Genomic DNA, 20,080 nt, shown 5'->3' on the forward strand with positions numbered 1-20,080 from the left:
TTATAAAATGACATAGAGTACTATCTCTTGATTATGTTGCCTCCCAGTTTCGTTTTCTTGAGTGTTCCCTTACGAAGATCTATCAGATTGATTTTATCTCTGAGGATCTTCCAAATTTGCCGGACATATGTCCGGCTTTTTTTTAATTTTTGAAAGAGTCCCTAGAAATTGCAATATATGGGAAGATGATAAAAAAAAATTTCGAAACTGGTGGATATCCAACAATTTTTTTAAGAATACTAAAATTCAATGAGGAGTTTGAGAGGGGGTATTCTATTGTACTGTAAAAGTCTGTCTTTTAGGGGTGTGATATAAAATATTTAAAACCTTATACATGAAGTGCTTTTTATTAGAATGTGAGGTGAATATTTAAGGCAGGTCTTGTTCATAAAGCCTATGAAGTAAATCAAGTAGTTATTAAATAGAACTTAAAGGAAACTGGATTGCTTACACAACGATGGGAGGTGGCTTCTTCTTCGTTTTAGGACGAAGAAGAAGCTGAGAAATAGAAGAGATTTTATTGTAAGGGCCTTTGATTATAAGGGCAATTGTGTTTAAAAGTGCTCGGTCTTTTTTAGAGTTATAAATTGAATGGAGAAAGTATAATAGGCGTGTCATCTCTTATGATAATAGACCGATTCATTTATTTGATAGCTAAATTTTTTTGATCTTTATCTACAGCATCTATTTTTGTGTTTATTCATAGATATTTTTGCTGAATCGATAGATTTAGACCATGACACAGTTTCAGATATTTTCTCGGATATACTAACATTCGGCAAAAAACAATCACAAGAGATGATATTAAAAATTTTAAATTAAACTGTTGCAAAAACGCTGTATACGTATACAAGCTTTTTCAAGTAATTCTTCTGATGTTGCATAAGAAATACGAAAAGTTGATCCAAGTCCAAAAGCAGATCCTTGGACGACAGCAACAGCTTCTGTTTCTAGAAGCGCTATGGCAAAGTCTTCATCATTCGTAATACGTTGACCATTGGGTGTTTTCTTTCCAATAAGTCCGGTGCAAGAAGGATAAACATAAAAAGCACCCTCAGGCGTTGGACAGTAAATGCCAAGAGCTTGATTTAGCATGGAGACAACGAGATCACGGCGTGCTTGAAAAATACTTTTATTTTTAGCAATAAAGTCTTGTGGTCCGTTGAGTGCTTCAACCGCAGCCCATTGTGAAATGACACTTGTTCCAGATGTTTGCTGTCCTTGAATGGTATCCATGGCTTTAATTAATTCTTGTGGTCCGCCTGCATAACCGATTCTCCATCCCGTCATCGCATAGGCTTTAGAAACACCATTCATTGTGAGTGTACGCTCATAAAGCGCTGGTTCTACCTGAGCTGGAGTCACAAAGGTAAAACCCTCATATGTGAGATGTTCATATATATCATCGGAAAGGATATAAACATGAGGATATTTTACTAAAACATCTGTAAGTTTTTTCAATTCATTATGTGTATAAGCGGCACCTGATGGATTTGAAGGAGAGTTAAAGATGAACCATTTGGTTTTGGGGGTAATGGCAGCTTCTAGCTCTTGTGGTTGGAGTTTATAAGAAAATTCGGCTTTTGTTTCTAAAAAGACAGGCGTACCATCGTTGAGTGCAACCATTTCTGGATAACTAACCCAATAAGGGGATGGAATGATGACCTCATCTCCTTTATTCAAAGTTGCCATGAATGCATTAAAGAGAATTTGTTTTCCACCAGTACCAACAATAATTTGTTCTGGTTGGTAAAGAAGGTTATTTTCTCTTTTAAACTTTGCAGAAATTGCTTGGCGCAATTCTGGAATTCCAGATATGGGAGGGTATTTTGTTTCTCCCCTTCGAATAGCTTCAATAGCCGCGTTTTTGATGTTGTCTGGGGTATCAAAGTCTGGCTCTCCAGCACTTAAAGCAATAACATTTCGCCCTAATGCTTTTAAATGACGGGCCTTTTGAGAAGCAGCAATTGTTGCAGAAGGTTTGATACGAGACAGCTTGTCGGCAATAAAAGCCATAATTTTAAATCCTTATATTATATCAACAAATGGTTATTGCTTTAAGGATATTCTATAAGAGATTATATTGTATGCAATAAAAAACTTCCAAAATACTCTTACACGGGCTTTATATTCTTCTTTTTTGAGATCTTTTACAAGATAATCTCTTCGTAGATTTTATGAAAGTTTTTGAGGAAGTATAAGAGAGGTTTGATAAATTGTGCAAAGGAGATAAGCAGTCTTTTATTTTAACAAGGTAAAATAATGCTTTATACAAAATAAAAAAATCTTCGTCTTTACAGACGAAGATTTCTAAATAAAATATTGCAGAATTTAAACTTTAAAGTGCTGCAAGGTTACCAGCGGCAAATTTTCCTGAACGACGATCTTGAAGAACATCATAAGAGATTTTTTGCCCTTCATTAAGACTGTTTAGACCTGAACGCTCGACGGCAGAAATGTGTACAAATACATCTGCACTACCATCGCTAGGCTGAATGAATCCGAAACCTTTTGTTGTATTAAACCACTTAACTGTTCCTGTAGACATAGGAAACTCCTTAGAATATATAATTATATTGAGCATTGAAGCTTTCATTTCTTCAATACGGTTGTAGATCGAAATTAGGTGGGAGAAGTTTCGCCGAAAGTGCAGATTGCACAGGAAAGAAAGTCACGTAACCGAAAATTCGATGAAACCTCTATAAAAGTTTTTAGAACAAAAAGCAAGTCTTAATCAATTTTTATATAAAGAAAAAATAAGAAAACAGTGTACATTTTGCTAAGTAGAAAAAAATTCAACTAAAATAACTTTGTAGTGAACGTACCTCAAGGTGCCTTTTTTTGAGTGCTTTGATCGCTTCTACGACGGCTTCGGCTCCAGCTATTGTTGTATAATAGGGAACATTTTGCATGAGTGCTGCATAACGTAATGATTTTGAGTCTGAGATGGCACTGGCAGTGCTAGTTGTATTAAAAATTAATTGAATTTGGCGATTACGAATAGCGTCTTCAATATGGGGATGTCCCTCTAGAACTTTGTTGATTTTTTTTGCTTCAACGTGGTGTTCGGTGAGAAATTTTTGTGTTCCACTTGTGGCGACAACAGAAAAGCCAAGCTCAGTTAAACGTTTTACAGGATTTAAGATGCGTTTTTTATCTTCATCCCTTACAGAAACGAACAAAGTTCCCTCTTTAGGGAGTTTTACACCAGCTCCAAGTTGGGCTTTAGCAAAAGCAAGCGAAAATTCATAGTCAAGTCCCATAACTTCACCGGTTGAGCGCATTTCTGGACCAAGAAGTGTATCAACACCTGAAAAACGAGCAAAAGGAAATACTGCTTCCTTGACGGCAATATGTTGTTTTTTTTGCAAAGAAGGTAATCCACCATAAGCTTGAAGAGCATCATGAAGCGTTTCTCCTGCCATAATACGTGCAGCCATTTTAGCAATAGGGCGACCAATCGTTTTTGCAACAAATGGGACAGTACGTGAAGCACGGGGATTGACTTCTAAGACATAAATGGTGTCATCTTTTATAGCATATTGTACATTCATTAAGCCGCGAACATGAAGTGCTTGTGCTAATGCTTTGGTTTGGCGCTCTAATTCAGTAACTATTTTATTTGAGAGCGTATGGACTGGTAGAGAACATGCTGAATCACCAGAGTGGATACCAGCTTCTTCAATATGTTCCATAATACCAACGATTAGTGTTTCTTTGCCATCACATAGACAATCGACGTCTACTTCAATTGCTTCTGTTAAATAGGTATCAAAGAGAAGCGGATTTTTACCAAGCAATATATTGATTTGTCCTGTTGTGTCGTTAGGATAACGGACTTTGATATCTTCTGAAATTAATTCGGGGACACTCTCAAGTAAATAATTTTGTAAGCTACGTTCATCACGGATAATTTGCATAGCACGTCCTCCTAAAACATAAGAGGGACGTACAACCAAGGGGAAGCCTAGTTCGTGGGCAATGAGGCGCGCTTGTTCAATGGAGTGGGCAATACCATTTTGAGGTTGTGTTAAATTAAGTTTAAATAACAGTTTTTGAAAGCGATCTCTATCTTCTGCTAAGTCGATAGCGTCAGGTGAAGTACCTAGGATGGGGATGTTGTGTTTTTCTAGAGCGCTTGCCAATTTCAAGGGTGTTTGTCCGCCAAATTGGACGATGACTCCAACCAAATCTCCTTTTTCCTGTTCTGCTTCTAAAATAGCGATAACGTCTTCTGTTGTTAAAGATTCAAAGTAAAGGCGATCAGAGGTATCATAGTCGGTTGAAACTGTTTCAGGATTACAGTTAATCATAATCGCTTCAAATCCTGCATCACGCAGTGCAAAAGCAGCGTGGCAGCAACAGTAATCAAATTCAATACCTTGCCCAATGCGGTTTGGTCCACCGCCTAAAATAGCAATTTTTTTGCGTTCAGAAACGTGTGCTTCCGAGTGCTCTACACCTGCAAAGGGAACTTCATATGTTGAATACATATAGGCTGTAGGAGAAGAAAATTCAGCGGCACAAGTATCAATCCGTTTGAAGACGTGTTTAACATTCAGTGATTTGCGTAAAGCTGCGATATAATCGGGTTCTTTCCCTGTAAGGGAGGCTAATCGCGCATCTGAAAAGCCCATAGCTTTTAACATACGTAAGTTATCTGCGTCTTGGGGTAATCCATGAATGCGGATACGCTGCTCCATTTCAATGATGGAGGCTATTTGTTCTAAAAACCACGGATCAATTTTGCTAATTTGGTGAATCTCGTTTAAGGGTAAGCCTGTGCGCATGGCTTGAGCAATATAGCGTAGACGATCAGGGCTTGGTATGGCAATGGCGGAGCGTATAGAACTTTTTTCATCACCTTCAGCATGCTCTGGAATCACAATTTCATCAAGACCCGTAAGCCCTGTTTCAAGTCCACGGAGTGCTTTTTGTAACGATTCTTGAAAAGTGCGTCCAATTGCCATGACTTCTCCTACAGATTTCATCGCAGTTGTGAGGACGGGTGATGAACCGGGAAATTTTTCAAACGCAAAACGAGGAATTTTTGTCACAATATAGTCAATAGAAGGTTCAAATGATGCTGGTGTTGCACCACCCGTGATATCATTTTTTAATTCATCAAGAGTATAACCAACAGCCAGTTTAGCCGCTACTTTAGCAATGGGAAACCCCGTTGCTTTTGAGGCAAGCGCTGAAGAGCGAGAAACACGCGGATTCATTTCAATAACAATGAGGCGCCCATTTTCAGGATTGACAGCAAACTGTACATTGGATCCCCCCGTTTCAACACCAATTTCACGCAAAACAGCAATCGAGGCATTGCGCATACATTGATATTCTTTATCGGTTAAGGTGAGAGCAGGTGCTACAGTGATCGAATCACCGGTATGAATCCCCATCGGATCAATGTTTTCAATAGAACAAACGATGATACAATTGTCGTTCTTATCACGAACAACTTCCATCTCATATTCTTTCCACCCTAAAACACTTTCTTCAATTAATACTTCTGTTGTTGGTGAAGCTTCAAGCCCACGTTCAATAATTTCATAGAATTCAGAGCGGTTATAAGCGATTCCACCACCAGTTCCACCAAGGGTGAATGAAGGACGAATAATAGCTGGAAGCCCAACAACATCAAGAGCTTGAACTGCTTTTGCTGTTGCATGAGCGATATAATGTTGTTTGCGATCAGCTTCGGTATGTCGCCAGTTGCGCTCAAGTTCTTCGAGTGCTTTGTCAAGCGCAGCACCAGAAAGCTTTGCTTTAAGTTCAGCACACGTTTTTGCGTGTTGTTGGCGATTTTCTTCTTTCAGTTCTGTTGCATTGGCTAACATAGAGCGTGGCGTTTCCAAACCGATTTTTGCCATCGCTTGGCGGAATAAAGCACGATCTTCAGCTTTATCAATAGCATCAGCATTGGCTCCTATCATTTCAACATGATAGCGGTCTAAAATACCCATACGCTTTAATGATAAAGCAGTATTGAGGGCTGTTTGTCCTCCCATAGTGGGTAAAAGGGCATCGGGACGCTCGTGGGCAATAATTTTGGCAACTATTTCAGGAGTAATGGGCTCTATATAAGTTGCATCAGCTAGATCTGGATCTGTCATAATCGTGGCAGGATTAGAATTTACCAAAATAATTCGGTAACCTTCTTCTTTTAATGCTTTACAGGCTTGAGTGCCTGAATAATCAAATTCACATGCCTGACCAATGATAATAGGTCCTGCTCCGATGATAAGAATAGATTTTATATCTGTGCGTTTGGGCATGACTTTTTCCTATGACAAATATCTATGTGCGATTGTTGCGGGCAAAATATTTCAGTTCTGAGGCTACAATCATTTTATAAGTTAAGTGACAAAGAAAGTAAGCATTAAAATACCTTATCCATGCTTTTTTTCATAAAATTGAAGATAAATTTCCTTTTTGAGTTGAGTCATCTCGTCAGTCTATCAAAAGTATGACCTTTGATAAAAAAATAATAACAGTGCTCTAACAAATTAGAATATTCAAGCATACGTGGAGCATAAAAAGCCGGAACATCTTTCCAATCCATTGCCGGTATATTTTGTGTTTTATGACATTTTTTGCCTAAGAGAGCACGCGCTTTTTCTATTGCTTGTAAAACATAAGCCATTATTTATGGTTCAATGGGATTTCGTAAAATGAAGTGGAAAGCTTATCGTGTTGTTCTGTAAAATACTGCCGTTTAGAGCTGTGATATAAGGTATGAAAATTTACCACATTAAGGTATTTTTTGTTAGTATATGATAAAATTCAGGACAAGATTTGTCTGTAGAGAGCTTATGAAATAAACTATATCAAATGGTTTCAGTTGGAATCTGTTAGATAAATAGCAAGATTGTTGATAAATCAGCTCTGGTCGAAGTTTCTGTTTTAGGGTAGGGAACGTCAATCTATAGATGTGTCCGTTTCATAAAAGGATGAGAGTGTATTTTAATACAATGGCTAAGGAGATCATTTCAGAATGATTTTATTTGTTTTTAAAAGAGAGTGAATACTCTCCTTTTACTTTATGGATGATGTTCAAGACTTATTTAAAATATAAAGAAGGCTAAAATGCTGAACATTTCCCAAACAAGAGTATTCTGTTTGAAAGATGTATCAATAGGGAAACTTTTGGTGGCTAGGTCTCAAAAAGGGATTTGTCATATAGCGTTAGGAGATACTATAGAGCAATTATTACAGGAGTTTACGATACGCTTTGGTGATGCACAACAAGTTGTAGGTGATAATACATTTAAGAGAGAAGTTGCCCATATTATAGCCATGATAGAAACACCTAAGCTGGTAAAAAAATATAATTTTCCCTTAGATATAAATGGTACAGTTTTTCAACGACAAGTATGGGCAGTATTATGTGATATACCATGTGGTGAAACAATTTCCTATGAGATCTTAGCGTGCCGTATTGGTATGCCGAAAGCTTTTCGTGCCGTTGCTAATGCCTGTGCACGTAACGAATTGGCTGTTATCATTCCTTGTCATCGTGTTGTGCGTAAAAATGGTTTTATTTCAGGGTATCGTTGGGGGGACAAACGGAAACAGATTTTACTACAACGAGAACAAAATGGAGAAATTTAACTTTGTGTGATGGGCATTATAATTGTTACAGTTGTTCCTTTCATTTCTTTTGAAGTAATTTCAAGTTTTCCTTTGTGGAGTTCTAGCAAGGAGCGTGAAATGGCTAATCCAAGACCTGAGCCTGTATGAGACTTAGTAAGCTGATTTTCAACTTGTTCAAAAGGTTGCCCAAGTTTTTTAATTGCTGATTGGGGAATACCGACACCTGTATCTGTAATTTTAAAAATAAGGTTATTTTTTTTCTTGAAAGCGCAGACATCAATATTTCCGCCAGAAGGCGTAAATTTAACGGCATTAGAGATGAGATTAAGGAAAATCTGTTTCATTGCACGACCATCAACTTCAGCATGAAGTTCTGGGGTAATGTTTGTTGTAACAACAATATTTTTTTCTTGAGCTTGAGGCGTTAGTGTTCGTACTGCTTCACTAATGATGGGCTCAAGATCGGTATTTTTACAATCAAGCGTAAATCTTCCTGCTTCGATTTTTGACATATCAAGAATGTCATTGATAAGGGTTAGAAGATGGGTTCCTGAATTGTAAATATCATGCATATATTCCTTATAGCGTTGTGAGCCAAGAGGGCCAAAAGTTGATTGCAACATGATGTCTGAAAAACCAAGAATAGCATTCAGAGGCGTGCGCAATTCATGAGACATATTGGCTAAAAATTCTGATTTAGCCTTATTAGCACTTTCGGCGCGTTCTTTTTCTGCTTTCAAACTTTTATTAAGTTTTTCAACTTCTGTTGCGCGTTGTTGAGCACTCCCTCGTGCGCGCTTGAGTTCTTGAATGAAAGAAAAAAGACGCCTTTCACTGTCTTCAAATTTTTCCTGTTGTTGTTTAAGCTCAGAAATGTCAGTACCAATACAAACCAATCCTCCATCTTGGGTTCGTCGTTCGTTAATTTTGAGCCAACAACCATCTGCCGTTTGGCGAATACTGGTTAAGTTACCAGTACCATCATCTTTAAGGGGATATTCACTGAGTGCAGGGCGTGCCATGGCTTCGACTGTTGCACGTTGGATACCTGATTGGAGAATTTGTTTAGGAATAGCGGCATATTCGCAAAATTTGCTGTTGGACATGACTAAACGTCCTTCAGCATCCCACAAGACGAAAGATTCTGAAATGTTTTCAATCGCATCACGGATACGAAGGTCGGCTTGCGCCGTTTGTTCAGCCAATTGTTGCTGTTCACTAATATCGAAGGAAATACCAACCAAATGGGGTTCTTCTTCTTCAGTCACTTCGGCACGAATGCGCATCCATACATAATGACCATCAGCATGACGCATAGGAACGTTAATATCGATATGCTTTTTTTTACCGCTCATTAATTCCTGAGCAAGGTCAAAAAAATTCGCATCATTTGGATTGATAATGGCGCTAATTTGGGAAATTGAGAGCAATGCATCTTGAGGGACATAGCCGAGCATTTCGTACATTGCTCGTGACCAGTAGACGCGTCCACTTGCCATATTCCAATCCCATAGTCCACAGCGTCCACGCATCATTGCCATATCAATACGGTTTTGAATTTTTTCTGAAACAAGATCTGTTTTGCGTGCTCGTACAATTTGGTTATAATAAGCATAAAGAAGAGCGAGGATAACGCCACTAGTTCCAATGAATATGGTTATATTTAACGAGAGAGTTTTCCGCCATTCCATGTAAATATGTTGCATTTTTTCACTGATGAATACCCCATATTGTCCATTTTCTGTTTGCTGAAAGGAAGCAAGAGCAGGAATATCTTTTCCTATTGTAATTTTCATGATTCCAGCATGTTTTCCTAGAGCTTGCAAAGTAATGCTTTCAGAGGTAAAATCCTGTAAGGGTTTTCCTAAGACAATCTCGGAACTTGATGAAGCTAGGACATTGCCTTTTTGATCGACAATAGCAATAACAGCGCTGGTTTTTATAAAACCTTTGTTACGAAAATTGGTCAGGATATTTTGTAAATGATTATGAGAAAGAGCAGCAGCTTTTCCTTGTCGAGTGGCGGCAAGTATGTCACGGTCGATTGTATTGGTAATATGAGAAGCTAAGAGAGCGATGGTAGAATGCGTGTTTTTATCAATTGTGTTGCGCCAATCATAGATTGATAGGAAACGGATTGCTGCTAGCATAACAAGAAATGCAAGAATTACAAATGGGAGTGAATGTCGCAGCCAAGGTTCAATAAAAAGAAGTTTTTGATAGGCAGAACCAGAAAACAGATTGGTACGCTCTGTGCGCTCCTTGCGGCTTTGAGCGCTTGATTTTGAATCAGCATACACCTCCCTTGGCGCATTATATGCGTCCAATTTAGCCATCTCGCGTTCCTTTAATTCTGGAATAATGTGATTTAAAAACTGCTTCGATATTCATAGTAACCCCATCGAATGCAATGAATCAAAACAGGAGTCTTCTGTCCAGTCTTTTTTTTAAAAAAAATAATTTTACTTTTATGATTTTGGAATATGAAAAGAAAAAAGTACTTTAAACGTGATCTATAAACAGGCTTAGATTGCCTGTTTATAGATTTAATGATGATCGAATAGTTTATAGAATTTATTTTAAAAAATATTATAGCATATTGATTTAAAATAATTTTTTTGTTTCAAGTGAGTAGACGATTGATGATATCAGAAACATCGCTTGATAATTTTGGCGCGGCAGCAATCGTTTTTAATGCCATTTCAAGTTTTTGTTGCCGAATAGATTCTAATTGTCGCCAAGAGCGCAAAGTTGTTAATAATCGTGAAGCAAGCTGTGGATTTTTTTTGTCAATTTCTAAAATGATTTGGCAAAGAAAATCATAGGAGGCACCATCAACTCTGTTAAAGCCTGTTAGGTTGTTAGAGGCAAAGACACCGATCAGAGATCGTACACGATTAGGATTATCCTTTGAAAATAGCGGGTGTTGCATGAGCTTTTGAACATTTTCGAGTGTTGATGTGCCAGCAACCATTGCTTGAATAGAAAACCATTTATCCATAACCAAAGGGTCATGTCGATAGCGGTTTTCAAAATCATTTAAGGCATTTTGTGCCTGCTCATTTTCATTAAAACGCTTCACGAGAACAGCGATACTGGCCATACGGTCAGTCATATTATCAGCTGTTGCATATTGTATAGCAGCTCGATTTGGATTGGCTTCAGCAATGGAAAGGTAATCCAGTATGATATTCTTTAATGCTCGCTTTCCGGCTTGTACAGTGTCTGGTGAATAGGGTTCTTGGGTTTGCATTTGTTCATAAAATTTTGTTAAGAGTTTTTGATGTGTTTGTGCAAGTGAAGCGAGAAACTGATTGCGCACGTAATGAATACGATCTGGATCAATATTTTTACCGATTGTATGAGCAAGCTCAACTTCACTAGGTAAATTTAAACAGAAGGCACGAAATTCAGGCTCTAAGGTTTCATCTGTTATGATTGTTTCAATCAGCTTTAGCAAAGCAGAAGGGAGAGTTGCTTTTTCTTGTGTTTTATCTTGAATGCTTTGAAGCAAAGCTTGCGTCATTAAATGATTAAGAGATTGCCAGCGATTAAGGTGATTGTCATCATGTTGTGCAAGAAAAATAAGTTCATTTTCATTAAATGGCGTGTGTAGAATAATTGGTGCTGAGAAGTCTCGCAGCAGTGATAAAACGGGTTTTTCACGCAGTCCTTTTAATGTAAACGTTTGGCTTTCCTTGGATAAAAGCATAACATCTGATTGAATATCTGTATCCGCTTCATAGGTGAGGTTTTCTCCGTTAGGTCCTAACAAGCCAAATACGATAGGGATAAGCATAGGCTTTTTTGTATTTTGTTGTGGGGTTGCGGGAATATGTTGCTTTGCATGAATTGTTAAAACACCATCGCTATAATGACTATCGATTTCTACATTGGGTGTTCCTGCCTGTTCATACCATAGCATGAATTGGGAGAAGTCTTGACCAGACACTTCAGCAAAACAGGTAATAAAATCTTCAATTGTACAAGCTTGTCCATCATGACGTTGAAAATAAAGATCAGTGCCTTTACGAAAAAGAGTAGGACCTAAAATAGTCCGTATCATGCGAACAACTTCAGCACCTTTTTCATAAACAGTTGTTGTGTAAAAATTATTAATTTGGCTATATTGACGAGGACGCACAGGATGCGCAAGAGGTCCTGCATCTTCTGCAAATTGCGTCGCTTTTAATGCTTTTACATTTTCAATTCGCTGTAGGCTGCGTACATTTTGATCTGATGAAAATTCCTGATCACGATAAACAGTGAATCCTTCTTTTAAACAGAGTTGAAACCAATCGCGACAGGTAACACGATTACCGCTCCAATTATGGAAATATTCATGTGCAATGACACGTTCAACATTTCTATAATCCTGATCGGTTGCTGTTTCAGGATCGACAAGAACATATTTATCATTAAAAACGTTAAGGCCTTTGTTTTCCATTGCTCCCATATTAAAGTCGGAAACAGCAACAATATTGAAAACATCAAGATCATATTCGCGCCCAAAACATTGTTCATCCCAATGCATGGAACGTTTAAGAGCATCCATTGCATAGGTTGCGCGTTCGGTTTTTCCTTTTTCTACATAGATACCAAGCTCAATACGTCGTCCAGATACAGTTGTAAAATGGTCTTCTAACTTATCAAGATCTCCACCTACTAAAGCAAAGAGATAAGATGGTTTGGGATAAGGATCTTCCCAAATGGCAAAATGGCGATTATTTTCTAAAGTTCCTGTTTCCACCAGATTACCATTTGAAAGCAAGATTGGGATTGTTTGGGTATCTGCTTCAATTTTCACTCTATAGGTAGAAAGAACATCTGGGCGGTCGTAAAAATAAGTAATACGACGAAAACCTTCCGATTCGCATTGTGAGCAATAAACACCATTTGAAAGATAAAGCCCCATAAGTTGGCGGTTGCTTTCAGGATTCAGTTCCGTAACCAATTTCAATGTAAAAGGAACCGTTGGTGGCGTTGTAATTTCTAAACGTGAAGGCGTCACTTTATAAGTGTTTGGGGCTAATATCTCATCATTAATAGAAACGGAAATTAAAGTAAGATCATCACCAGAAAGAACAAGAGGTGTTAATTCTTTTGTATCGTGATGAGGCTCAATAGACAATATGGCTATAACATAGGTTTTTGTCGGTGCTAATTGGAAAGAAAGTTGTGTTTTAGGGATAACGTAAGGGGTTGGTTGGTAGTCTTCCAAACGATAAATAGATGTTATTGGCTGTTTCATAGTTTTTTCCCATTTGTATTTTAAGAGTTAAAGAAGGGTGTGTTAATTTTAGAAGCAATATAGGATTAAAGAATTACAAAAGGCTGTCGAGGCGATTTTTTACTTCTAAGAAGTCTATCCATGTAAGCTTCTTTTGACTAGGGGTTCTAAGAAGGTAAGCTGGGTGGAAAGTTGGCATAACAGGTATTTTTATATTATCCTCGCTTTCATAGATATGCCATTTCCCTCTTGTTCGGATAATCCCATTTTGAGATCCAGTAAGAAACTGTGCAGCAACGCCTCCTAGTGCTATAAGAACACGAGGACGCGCTAAATAAATGTGTCGTTCAATAAAAGGGCGGCACAAGGCAACTTCTCTTGGTGTTGGTGTACGATTTCCTGGCGGACGCCAAGGAATAGTGTTGGCAATGTAAACATTATTTCTTGTTAAGCCAATTGATGCGAGGATTTTATTAAGCAACATCCCAGCTTTTCCCACAAAAGGAATTCCTTGTATATCCTCGTCTCGTCCTGGTGCTTCGCCTATAAGCATCAGGGGGCTTCCTGCTGTTCCATCTGAAAAACAGGTATTTTTTGCTGTCAATTTTAATGAACAGCCATTAAATGCAAGGAGAGCAGATTTTAATTCATCAAGTGTCTTTGCATTTTTTGCACTCTCTATAGCTGTGGATTCATTTTGTATAGTCCTAGAGTTATGCAGCTGATGATGATCTAATTTTACGGTTGGAGATGTTTTGGGAGATGCTTGTTGATTATGAGAAATGTTCACGACAGATATTAATTTTCTCTCTGAACAAGCAGACTGCTTAAAACGATCAATAGGAAAATCTGTCAGAACGGCATCCGCACCACTTTCTTTATAAAAGTTTAAGAGTTCTTCATAGGAAATTGAGCACGGCGTTTGATTTAACATTTTATTTTTTCTAATGATCTAGCGATTATAGATCAAACAAAATTATCCTTCAAGTTTTATTAAATGTATTCGCTAGCCATTAATGTATAAGAACGTTGATAGGATTCTCTCTTTTCACAAAAAAGGCAAATCGTAAAATGCGAATGTTCGCGATTATGTGCATCTTTAAATGTATAATTTGTTTAAATTGCGTTATTTCAACTTTTTAAACAGAATAAACTCACTCATACTAAAAGAATTTTTTACTAAATGCAAGTGGTGTTATAATATTTTTATCATTATATTCTATATTTAATACTTAATTAAAGTGAATTTTGTAGTATTTTATTTATAAAATTAATTATAAATTTCATATTATTATATTTTTTAATAACTTTTATTAAAAAATATTAAATATATTAATTTAAATATATAAATATTACTTTTATATGAGAAAATACTAAGACGTTATAAACTATTTTTACAATGGGTTAAAAGCAATGTGTGGATATATGCTTTTGCTTTTTTTACAGCTGAAATGAGAGGTTCATTTAATGCTAAATGCGCTGCAATAGCGCTTGAGAGAATGCAACCTGTTCCTCGCATTGTTCCTTTTAAACGTGGAGTAGAGATATTTATGACTTCAGTTTTGTCAATGAAGCTATCAATTGCAAGAGGCCCCTCTGCATGTCCCCCTTTTACTAAAATAGAGCGAGCTCCCAATGACAAAAGTTTTTTTGCTTGTTGTATTGCTTGCTTATCATGAGATGCCAATGGACTTTTGCTAAGAAGAGCGAGTTCTTCTCTATTCGGTGTTAAAAGATCAACATGAGGAAGCAGTTTATCGATCATCGTGTCGATGATTGTTTCCGTTATTAGTTTTCCTCCTGATGAAGCGACAAGTACAGGGTCCAAAATAACTGGAACATGGGGATAGTCTTTGAGTACGTTACAGATTGCTGCTATAATTGCTTTTGTCCCCGTCATACCGATTTTTATTGCGCTTATTGGATTTGCTTCTAGGGCAGCACGCATTTGCGCAGCGACGAGGTCTCCACGCATTGGAATGATTTCGACAACGCGATTATCATCTTGTACGTTAACACAAGTAATTGCTAAATTTGCTTTTATTTGAAAATGTGCAGAGGTTTCTATATCACGAACAATACCAGCACCTCCTGTTGGATCAGTGCCCGCAACAATAAGAATAGAAGGTATCAACGCCATGTTTGTGTTACTTTTATCCACTGCTGTACACGCTCTTCTGGTTTTTTATGGAGGATAATATCAGTCACAACAGCAGCACTATTTGCTCCTGCTTTTAAAACACCCACTGCGCGTTCTGGTGTTAAACCACCAATACCCACCAAAGGTAAAGCACCAATCCGCTTTCTCCATTGTTTGATTTTTTCTAGTCCTTGCGGCATCCATTTCATTTTTTTTAAGATTGTCGGATAAATAGGACCAAGTGCAATATACTCAGGATTAGCAGAGAGTGCGATATCCAATTCATGTTCATCATGTGTACTAAGACCAACTTTTATACCACTTTTACGAATTGCGTGAAGATCAGCATTGCTTAGGTCTTCTTGTCCCAGATGAATAAAATTACACTTTTCATCAATTGCTATTTCCCAATGATCATTAATAATTAATTGTGCTCCCAATTTATTGCATATGTTTTTTGCACGCTTAATATGTTGACGGATTATTTGTTGATTTTCATGTTTCATACGCAATTGTACGAGCTTGATACCAAGAGGAAGCAAACGTTCAATCCAATCAGCGTTATCAACGATGAGGTAAAATGGATCCAGTTTCATGAAAATACCGCTTTTCCAATGATTGGTGTTGAAGGGACTGCTACATTGCGTGCTTCGATCATGCCAGCTTTATATCCCATACGTCCTGCTTGAACAGCTTTAGAAAATGCTTCAGCCATTAAGACAGGATCACCTGCTTTAGCAACTGCGGTATTAAGCAGTACTGCATCATAACCGAGTTCCATCGCAATGGCGGCATGTGATGGGCGTCCAATGCCGGCATCAATAACAAGAGTAGCATCAGGAAGGTAAGCACGGATAGAACGCAATCCATCAGTATTATGAGGTCCTTTGGCAGAACCAATAGGAGCACACCAAGGCATAATAACACGGCAACCAATGTCAAAAAGTTTTTCAGCAACAATGAGATCATCCGTTGTATAGGCAAAAATTTTGAAACCTTCATTGTTTAAAATTTGAGCAGCTTCGATTAAGGAAAAAATATTTGGCTGTAAGGTATCTGAATTACCGATAATTTCGAGTTTAATCCAAGCCGTTTTAAAAAGATCTCTTGCTAATTGGGCTGTGGTTACGGCCTCTTTAACAGTATAACAACCAGCAGTATTAGGAAGCACTGTTACCCCAAGTTCTTGAAGAAATTTCCAAAATTGTCCACCTTGTTTTCCACCTGCAGTTTCACGGCGCAAGGAAACAGTTACAATTTCCGTATTCGATTTATGAATAGCATCACGAAGGATTGCTGGTGAAGGATATTGCGCTGTACCTAATAGAAGACGGGAAGAGAATTGTCGTCCATAAAGATTCAGCATAATTTTAGCCTCCTTGCATTGGGCTTAAAATTTCAATTTTATCTCCTTCATGCAAGACAAATTGGCTTCGTGCATCTATGGGAACAACTTCAGCGTTAACAGCAGTTGCAAGCCAATTTCCTTCATATCCCAATTCTTCAAGCAAGAGACCGAGAGTCATAACTTCTGTTTGGACTGTTTCACCATTAACAAATATTTGCATGTTTTATTCCAATGCCAATTCCATTGCTCGTTTTGCCATTTCTGGAGACAACAGAAAACCATGTCTATAAAATCCATTAATAGAAATAAAGTTACCATCTTTATGCACAGAAGGGAAGTTATTAGGATAACATGGACGAACACCAACGCCAGATTCAATAATTTCTGCTTCAGCAAAAGCAGGATGTAAAGTATAAGCCGCGTTGAGCAGTTCCATCATTGATCTTACAGAGATTGCACCATCAAAGTCACTTTCAATCATCGTTGCACCAATCATAAAAATATTATCTTGTCGAGGTACAATGTAAAGAGGAAACCGTGGGTGAAGAAGACGAATTGGACGCGAAATTTTAATATCGGTGCAGCGCACGAGAAGCATTTCACCGCGTACGCCCCGTATATTTTTATCTTTTCCTAAACGTGCTATTCCTGTCGCATCAATAACAATATCAAATTTTTTTTCAGCCTTCTCTACATCAACAAAACAGGCTCCATTGTTGAGAAGCTTTTCTTTTAAAGCCATAAGTGCTTTGCGAGGATCAATATGGGCTTCATTTTCATAAAAGAGTGCACAGTTAAAACGTTCAGCAAGATCTGGTTCAAGATGAGCTATTTCTGTATTATCTACGGTTTTGTGATTATGCGTACGTACAGAAAATCGTTCAAGTTCTCCTCTATCTCGTGTAGGTGCAACCACTAAAGTGCCTTTTTGTATGACAAGGTTGGGGAGCGTTTTACGCCACCATTGTATAGCTTGTACACCAAGATCTTCAACAATTTGTTCTGCACTTTCCCTTTCACAGTAAGGTGCGAGCATTCCTCCTGCATACCAACTAGCACTTCCTATCGGTGAATGAGGGGGGGCTGATACAGTAACAGAAGCACCTTTTTGCTGTAACATAAAGGCAGCTGTTAAGCCGCCTACACCTGCACCTTTGATAAGAATGTTCTTCAACTATTTACTTTCTTTTTTTGAGGAGGAACAATTTCCATATAAAGGTCACCATTTTTCTGATATTTTTCGGCCATGGCGATCATACCTTCCCCTTTTGTTTTTCTTATTGCAGCTGCCTCACGAATATCATGGGAAATACGCATAGAACAGAATTTTGGTCCACACATGGAACAAAAATGCACTAATTTATGGGCTTCTTTAGGCATTGTCTCATCGTGAAAGGCACAGGCTGTTTCTGGATCAAGAGAAAGGTTAAATTGATCATGCCATCTAAAATCAAATCGTGCACGCGAAAGAGCATTATCGCGCAATTGTGCTCTAGGTAAACCTTTAGCAAGGTCAGCGGCATGAGCAGCAATTTTATAAGTGATCACACCAGTTTTTACGTCATTCCTATCGGGGAGTCCTAGGTGTTCTTTAGGTGTTACATAACACAACATAGCAGTTCCAAACCATCCAATCATAGCGGCACCAATTGCTGATGTAATATGGTCATAACCAGGAGCAATATCCGTTGTAAGAGGTCCCAAAGTATAAAAAGGCGCCTCATGACAAAGATCTAATTGTTGCTCCATATTTTCTTTAATTTTGTGCATTGGGACATGTCCTGGTCCTTCAATCATAACCTGTACATCCTTTTTCCAAGCAATTTTTGTCAATTCTCCCAAGGTTTTAAGCTCTGCAAATTGGGCCTCATCATTGGCATCGGCAATAGAGCCAGGGCGTAACCCATCTCCTAATGAAAGAGAGATATCATATGTTTTTGCAATATCACAAATTTCATCAAAATGTTCATAGAGAAAGCTTTCTTTGTGATGATGGAGACACCATTTTGCCATAATAGAACCGCCTCGTGAAACAATACCTGTTACACGATCAATGGTCATAGGAATAAATGGTAATCTTAATCCTGCGTGAATGGTAAAATAATCAACACCTTGCTCTGCTTGCTCAATAAGGGTATCACGGAAAATATCCCATGTTAAGTTTTCGGCAATACCCTGTACTTTTTCGAGTGCTTGATACAGAGGAACAGTCCCGATGGGCACAGGAGAATTTCGAATAATCCATTCACGAATATTGTGAATATTTCGACCTGTAGAAAGATCCATAACTGTATCTGCTCCCCAGCGAATGGCCCAAACCATTTTATCAACTTCTTCTTCCATAGATGAAGTTACTGCTGAATTGCCAATATTAGCATTAATTTTAACACGAAAATTACGCCCAATAATCATGGGTTCGCACTCTGGATGATTAATGTTTTGTGGAATAATGGCGCGTCCACAAGCAATTTCATTGCGCACAAATTCCGCAGTATAAATTTCTGGTATTGATCCAGCAAATGTTTCATTTGATGGTACATTCTGCCGTTCTTCTACTGCTAATCCTTCATTTTCTCGTATAGCCACATATTCCATTTCTTCGGTAATAATGCCTGCGCGTGCGTAAGCCATTTGTGTAATTGCTTTGCCATTTTTTGCTCGTAAAATAGAACGTTTTTGCTTAAAGGCTGGAGTAAGGTTTTTATCAGAAGTCAATCCATTATCTTCAGGTTTAACTAATCGTGCAGGATAAGTTTCAGTATCATCCCGCTTAGAGAGCCAAGGCAAGCTAATTGCTGGCAGGCCTTTTGTAATATCAATGATCATATCTTTATCTGTGTAGGGGCCAGAAGTATCGTAGACGTTTAAAGGTTTTTCACCACTGCCATCAGCCAGTGAAATTTCACGCAATGGTACGCGCACATCAGAAAAGAGAAGGCTCTGTTGATAAATTTTGCGTGAAGCGGGAAAGGGGCTACAACTGATTGATGGAGTATTTTTCTGCACAAACTTTTTCCTTATAGACACGAAGTTCAAAAATAGGTTGCGATGTTAATGGAGTTACGATGTTAATGGAGATGTATTCAAATTATCAATCACGAGCATTCAGATGAATAGGGATAGTATTGCTTTGTAGCAAAGAAAACCCAATACAGCTCAAGAAAAGTTATTTTGAAAAACTGATACAATATCTATTCTAATATTTGCATGCCTCCTCCCACTTGAAGTATTTTTGTTAATACGAATATGGTTGGCTTAAATATCTATATTGTCAATCATAAAAATATATTTTAAACGATTTTGGTGTGTTTTTAAGAGTGAAAATGGATATTATGAAGTGATAAACTATGATATTGAAGCTTTTATAAACCAGAATAAAGTTAAAAACGGCTTATCAGGGAAAAGTAGATAGTTTATGGCTTTGATTGAGATTTTTTTCATATTAAAATAATAACTCAGAATACCATAAGATCCTCTCATCATATATCTTTTCGTATAAAAATACTTCCTTGTACGTCATAAGTGGGAGCGTATGGGGCAAAGCACTTGAAGAAAGGAAGCCAAATGTCATTTAATGAACATTCTAAGAGTGAGGCTGTCAAAACGTGGGAGCCAACAAAATGTATGATGGATTCCACTTGTATCTTCAAAAGCTTAAAGCTGATGATCTATAATGGCTTGCTATTGTATCATTGACGTGCGCTGTCGTAAAATGAAAGGAGTATATTTTGAGCAATATTTCTTAAAAAGTGCGTAATATGCA

General features: G+C 37.8%; 13 protein-coding genes and 1 pseudogene. 1 reads left to right on the forward strand and 13 read right to left on the reverse strand.

Going from position 1 to position 20,080, the window contains the following annotated elements:
• Positions 1-813 precede the first annotated feature (813 nt).
• The 4 genes and pseudogenes from ACFIQE_RS02300 to ACFIQE_RS02315 form a co-directional block, all read right to left on the reverse strand.
• Entirely contained in the window at positions 814-2,016 is a 1,203-nt protein-coding gene (locus ACFIQE_RS02300) for a pyridoxal phosphate-dependent aminotransferase (RefSeq protein ID WP_375645492.1), read from the reverse strand.
• A gap of 322 nt (positions 2,017-2,338) precedes the next feature.
• A complete protein-coding gene (locus ACFIQE_RS02305; protein WP_012754908.1) occupies positions 2,339-2,548 on the reverse strand; it encodes a cold-shock protein in 210 nt (69 codons plus the stop codon).
• Between the two features lie 247 nt (positions 2,549-2,795).
• Positions 2,796-6,281 carry a carbamoyl-phosphate synthase large subunit gene (gene carB / locus ACFIQE_RS02310; protein WP_375611195.1) on the reverse strand — a complete coding sequence of 1,162 codons (3,486 nt, stop codon included), beginning with the start codon at positions 6,279-6,281 and terminating at the stop codon, positions 2,796-2,798.
• A gap of 257 nt (positions 6,282-6,538) precedes the next feature.
• A pseudogene (locus tag ACFIQE_RS02315) lies at positions 6,539-6,637 on the reverse strand (integrase); the annotation flags it as partial.
• Between the two features lie 455 nt (positions 6,638-7,092).
• Between ACFIQE_RS02315 and ACFIQE_RS02320 the strand changes: the two are divergent.
• Positions 7,093-7,617, forward strand: a complete 525-nt coding sequence (locus ACFIQE_RS02320) for a methylated-DNA--[protein]-cysteine S-methyltransferase (RefSeq protein WP_375620707.1) — start codon at positions 7,093-7,095, stop codon at positions 7,615-7,617.
• Here the strand turns inward: ACFIQE_RS02320 and ACFIQE_RS02325 are convergent.
• From ACFIQE_RS02325 to thiC, 9 genes are all read right to left on the reverse strand, one after another.
• Complete coding sequence (locus ACFIQE_RS02325; RefSeq protein ID WP_375707236.1) at positions 7,614-9,935, reverse strand: ATP-binding protein; 2,322 nt, start codon at positions 9,933-9,935, stop codon at positions 7,614-7,616. The genes ACFIQE_RS02320 and ACFIQE_RS02325 overlap by 4 nt on opposite strands.
• A 287-nt stretch (positions 9,936-10,222) precedes the next feature.
• The gene (gene pepN, locus ACFIQE_RS02330; protein ID WP_375707237.1) at positions 10,223-12,850 is read right to left on the reverse strand and encodes an aminopeptidase N; all 2,628 of its coding nucleotides are present in this window, start codon (positions 12,848-12,850) and stop codon (positions 10,223-10,225) included.
• Positions 12,851-12,923: 73 nt separating this feature from the next.
• Positions 12,924-13,763: a uracil-DNA glycosylase family protein gene (locus ACFIQE_RS02335; RefSeq protein ID WP_375674708.1), complete on the reverse strand. Its 840-nt coding sequence runs from the start codon at positions 13,761-13,763 to the stop codon at positions 12,924-12,926.
• A 447-nt stretch (positions 13,764-14,210) separates the two neighbouring features.
• Positions 14,211-14,969: a hydroxymethylpyrimidine/phosphomethylpyrimidine kinase gene (locus tag ACFIQE_RS02340; RefSeq protein WP_375611294.1), complete on the reverse strand. Its 759-nt coding sequence runs from the start codon at positions 14,967-14,969 to the stop codon at positions 14,211-14,213.
• On the reverse strand, positions 14,960-15,565 hold the full coding sequence (locus ACFIQE_RS02345) for a thiamine phosphate synthase (protein WP_375611199.1): 606 nt from the start codon (positions 15,563-15,565) through the stop codon (positions 14,960-14,962). The genes ACFIQE_RS02340 and ACFIQE_RS02345 overlap by 10 nt, the downstream gene beginning before the upstream one ends.
• A complete protein-coding gene (locus ACFIQE_RS02350) occupies positions 15,562-16,335 on the reverse strand; it encodes a thiazole synthase (RefSeq protein WP_375629378.1) in 774 nt (257 codons plus the stop codon). Before ACFIQE_RS02350 ends, ACFIQE_RS02345 begins: the two co-directional genes overlap by 4 nt.
• A gap of 4 nt (positions 16,336-16,339) precedes the next feature.
• Positions 16,340-16,537, reverse strand: a complete 198-nt coding sequence (thiS, locus tag ACFIQE_RS02355) for a sulfur carrier protein ThiS (protein WP_273791115.1) — start codon at positions 16,535-16,537, stop codon at positions 16,340-16,342.
• Between the two features lie 3 nt (positions 16,538-16,540).
• Positions 16,541-17,491: an FAD-dependent oxidoreductase gene (locus ACFIQE_RS02360; RefSeq protein WP_375611201.1), complete on the reverse strand. Its 951-nt coding sequence runs from the start codon at positions 17,489-17,491 to the stop codon at positions 16,541-16,543.
• Positions 17,488-19,323 (reverse strand): phosphomethylpyrimidine synthase ThiC, encoded by a 1,836-nt coding sequence (gene thiC / locus ACFIQE_RS02365; protein WP_375707238.1) that lies wholly within the window; start codon positions 19,321-19,323, stop codon positions 17,488-17,490. The genes ACFIQE_RS02360 and thiC overlap by 4 nt, the downstream gene beginning before the upstream one ends.
• Positions 19,324-20,080: the final 757 nt, after the last annotated feature.

This window comes from Bartonella sp. AA1HLJMS (assembly GCF_042197445.1).
Taxonomy (GTDB): Bacteria; Pseudomonadota; Alphaproteobacteria; order Rhizobiales; family Rhizobiaceae; genus Bartonella.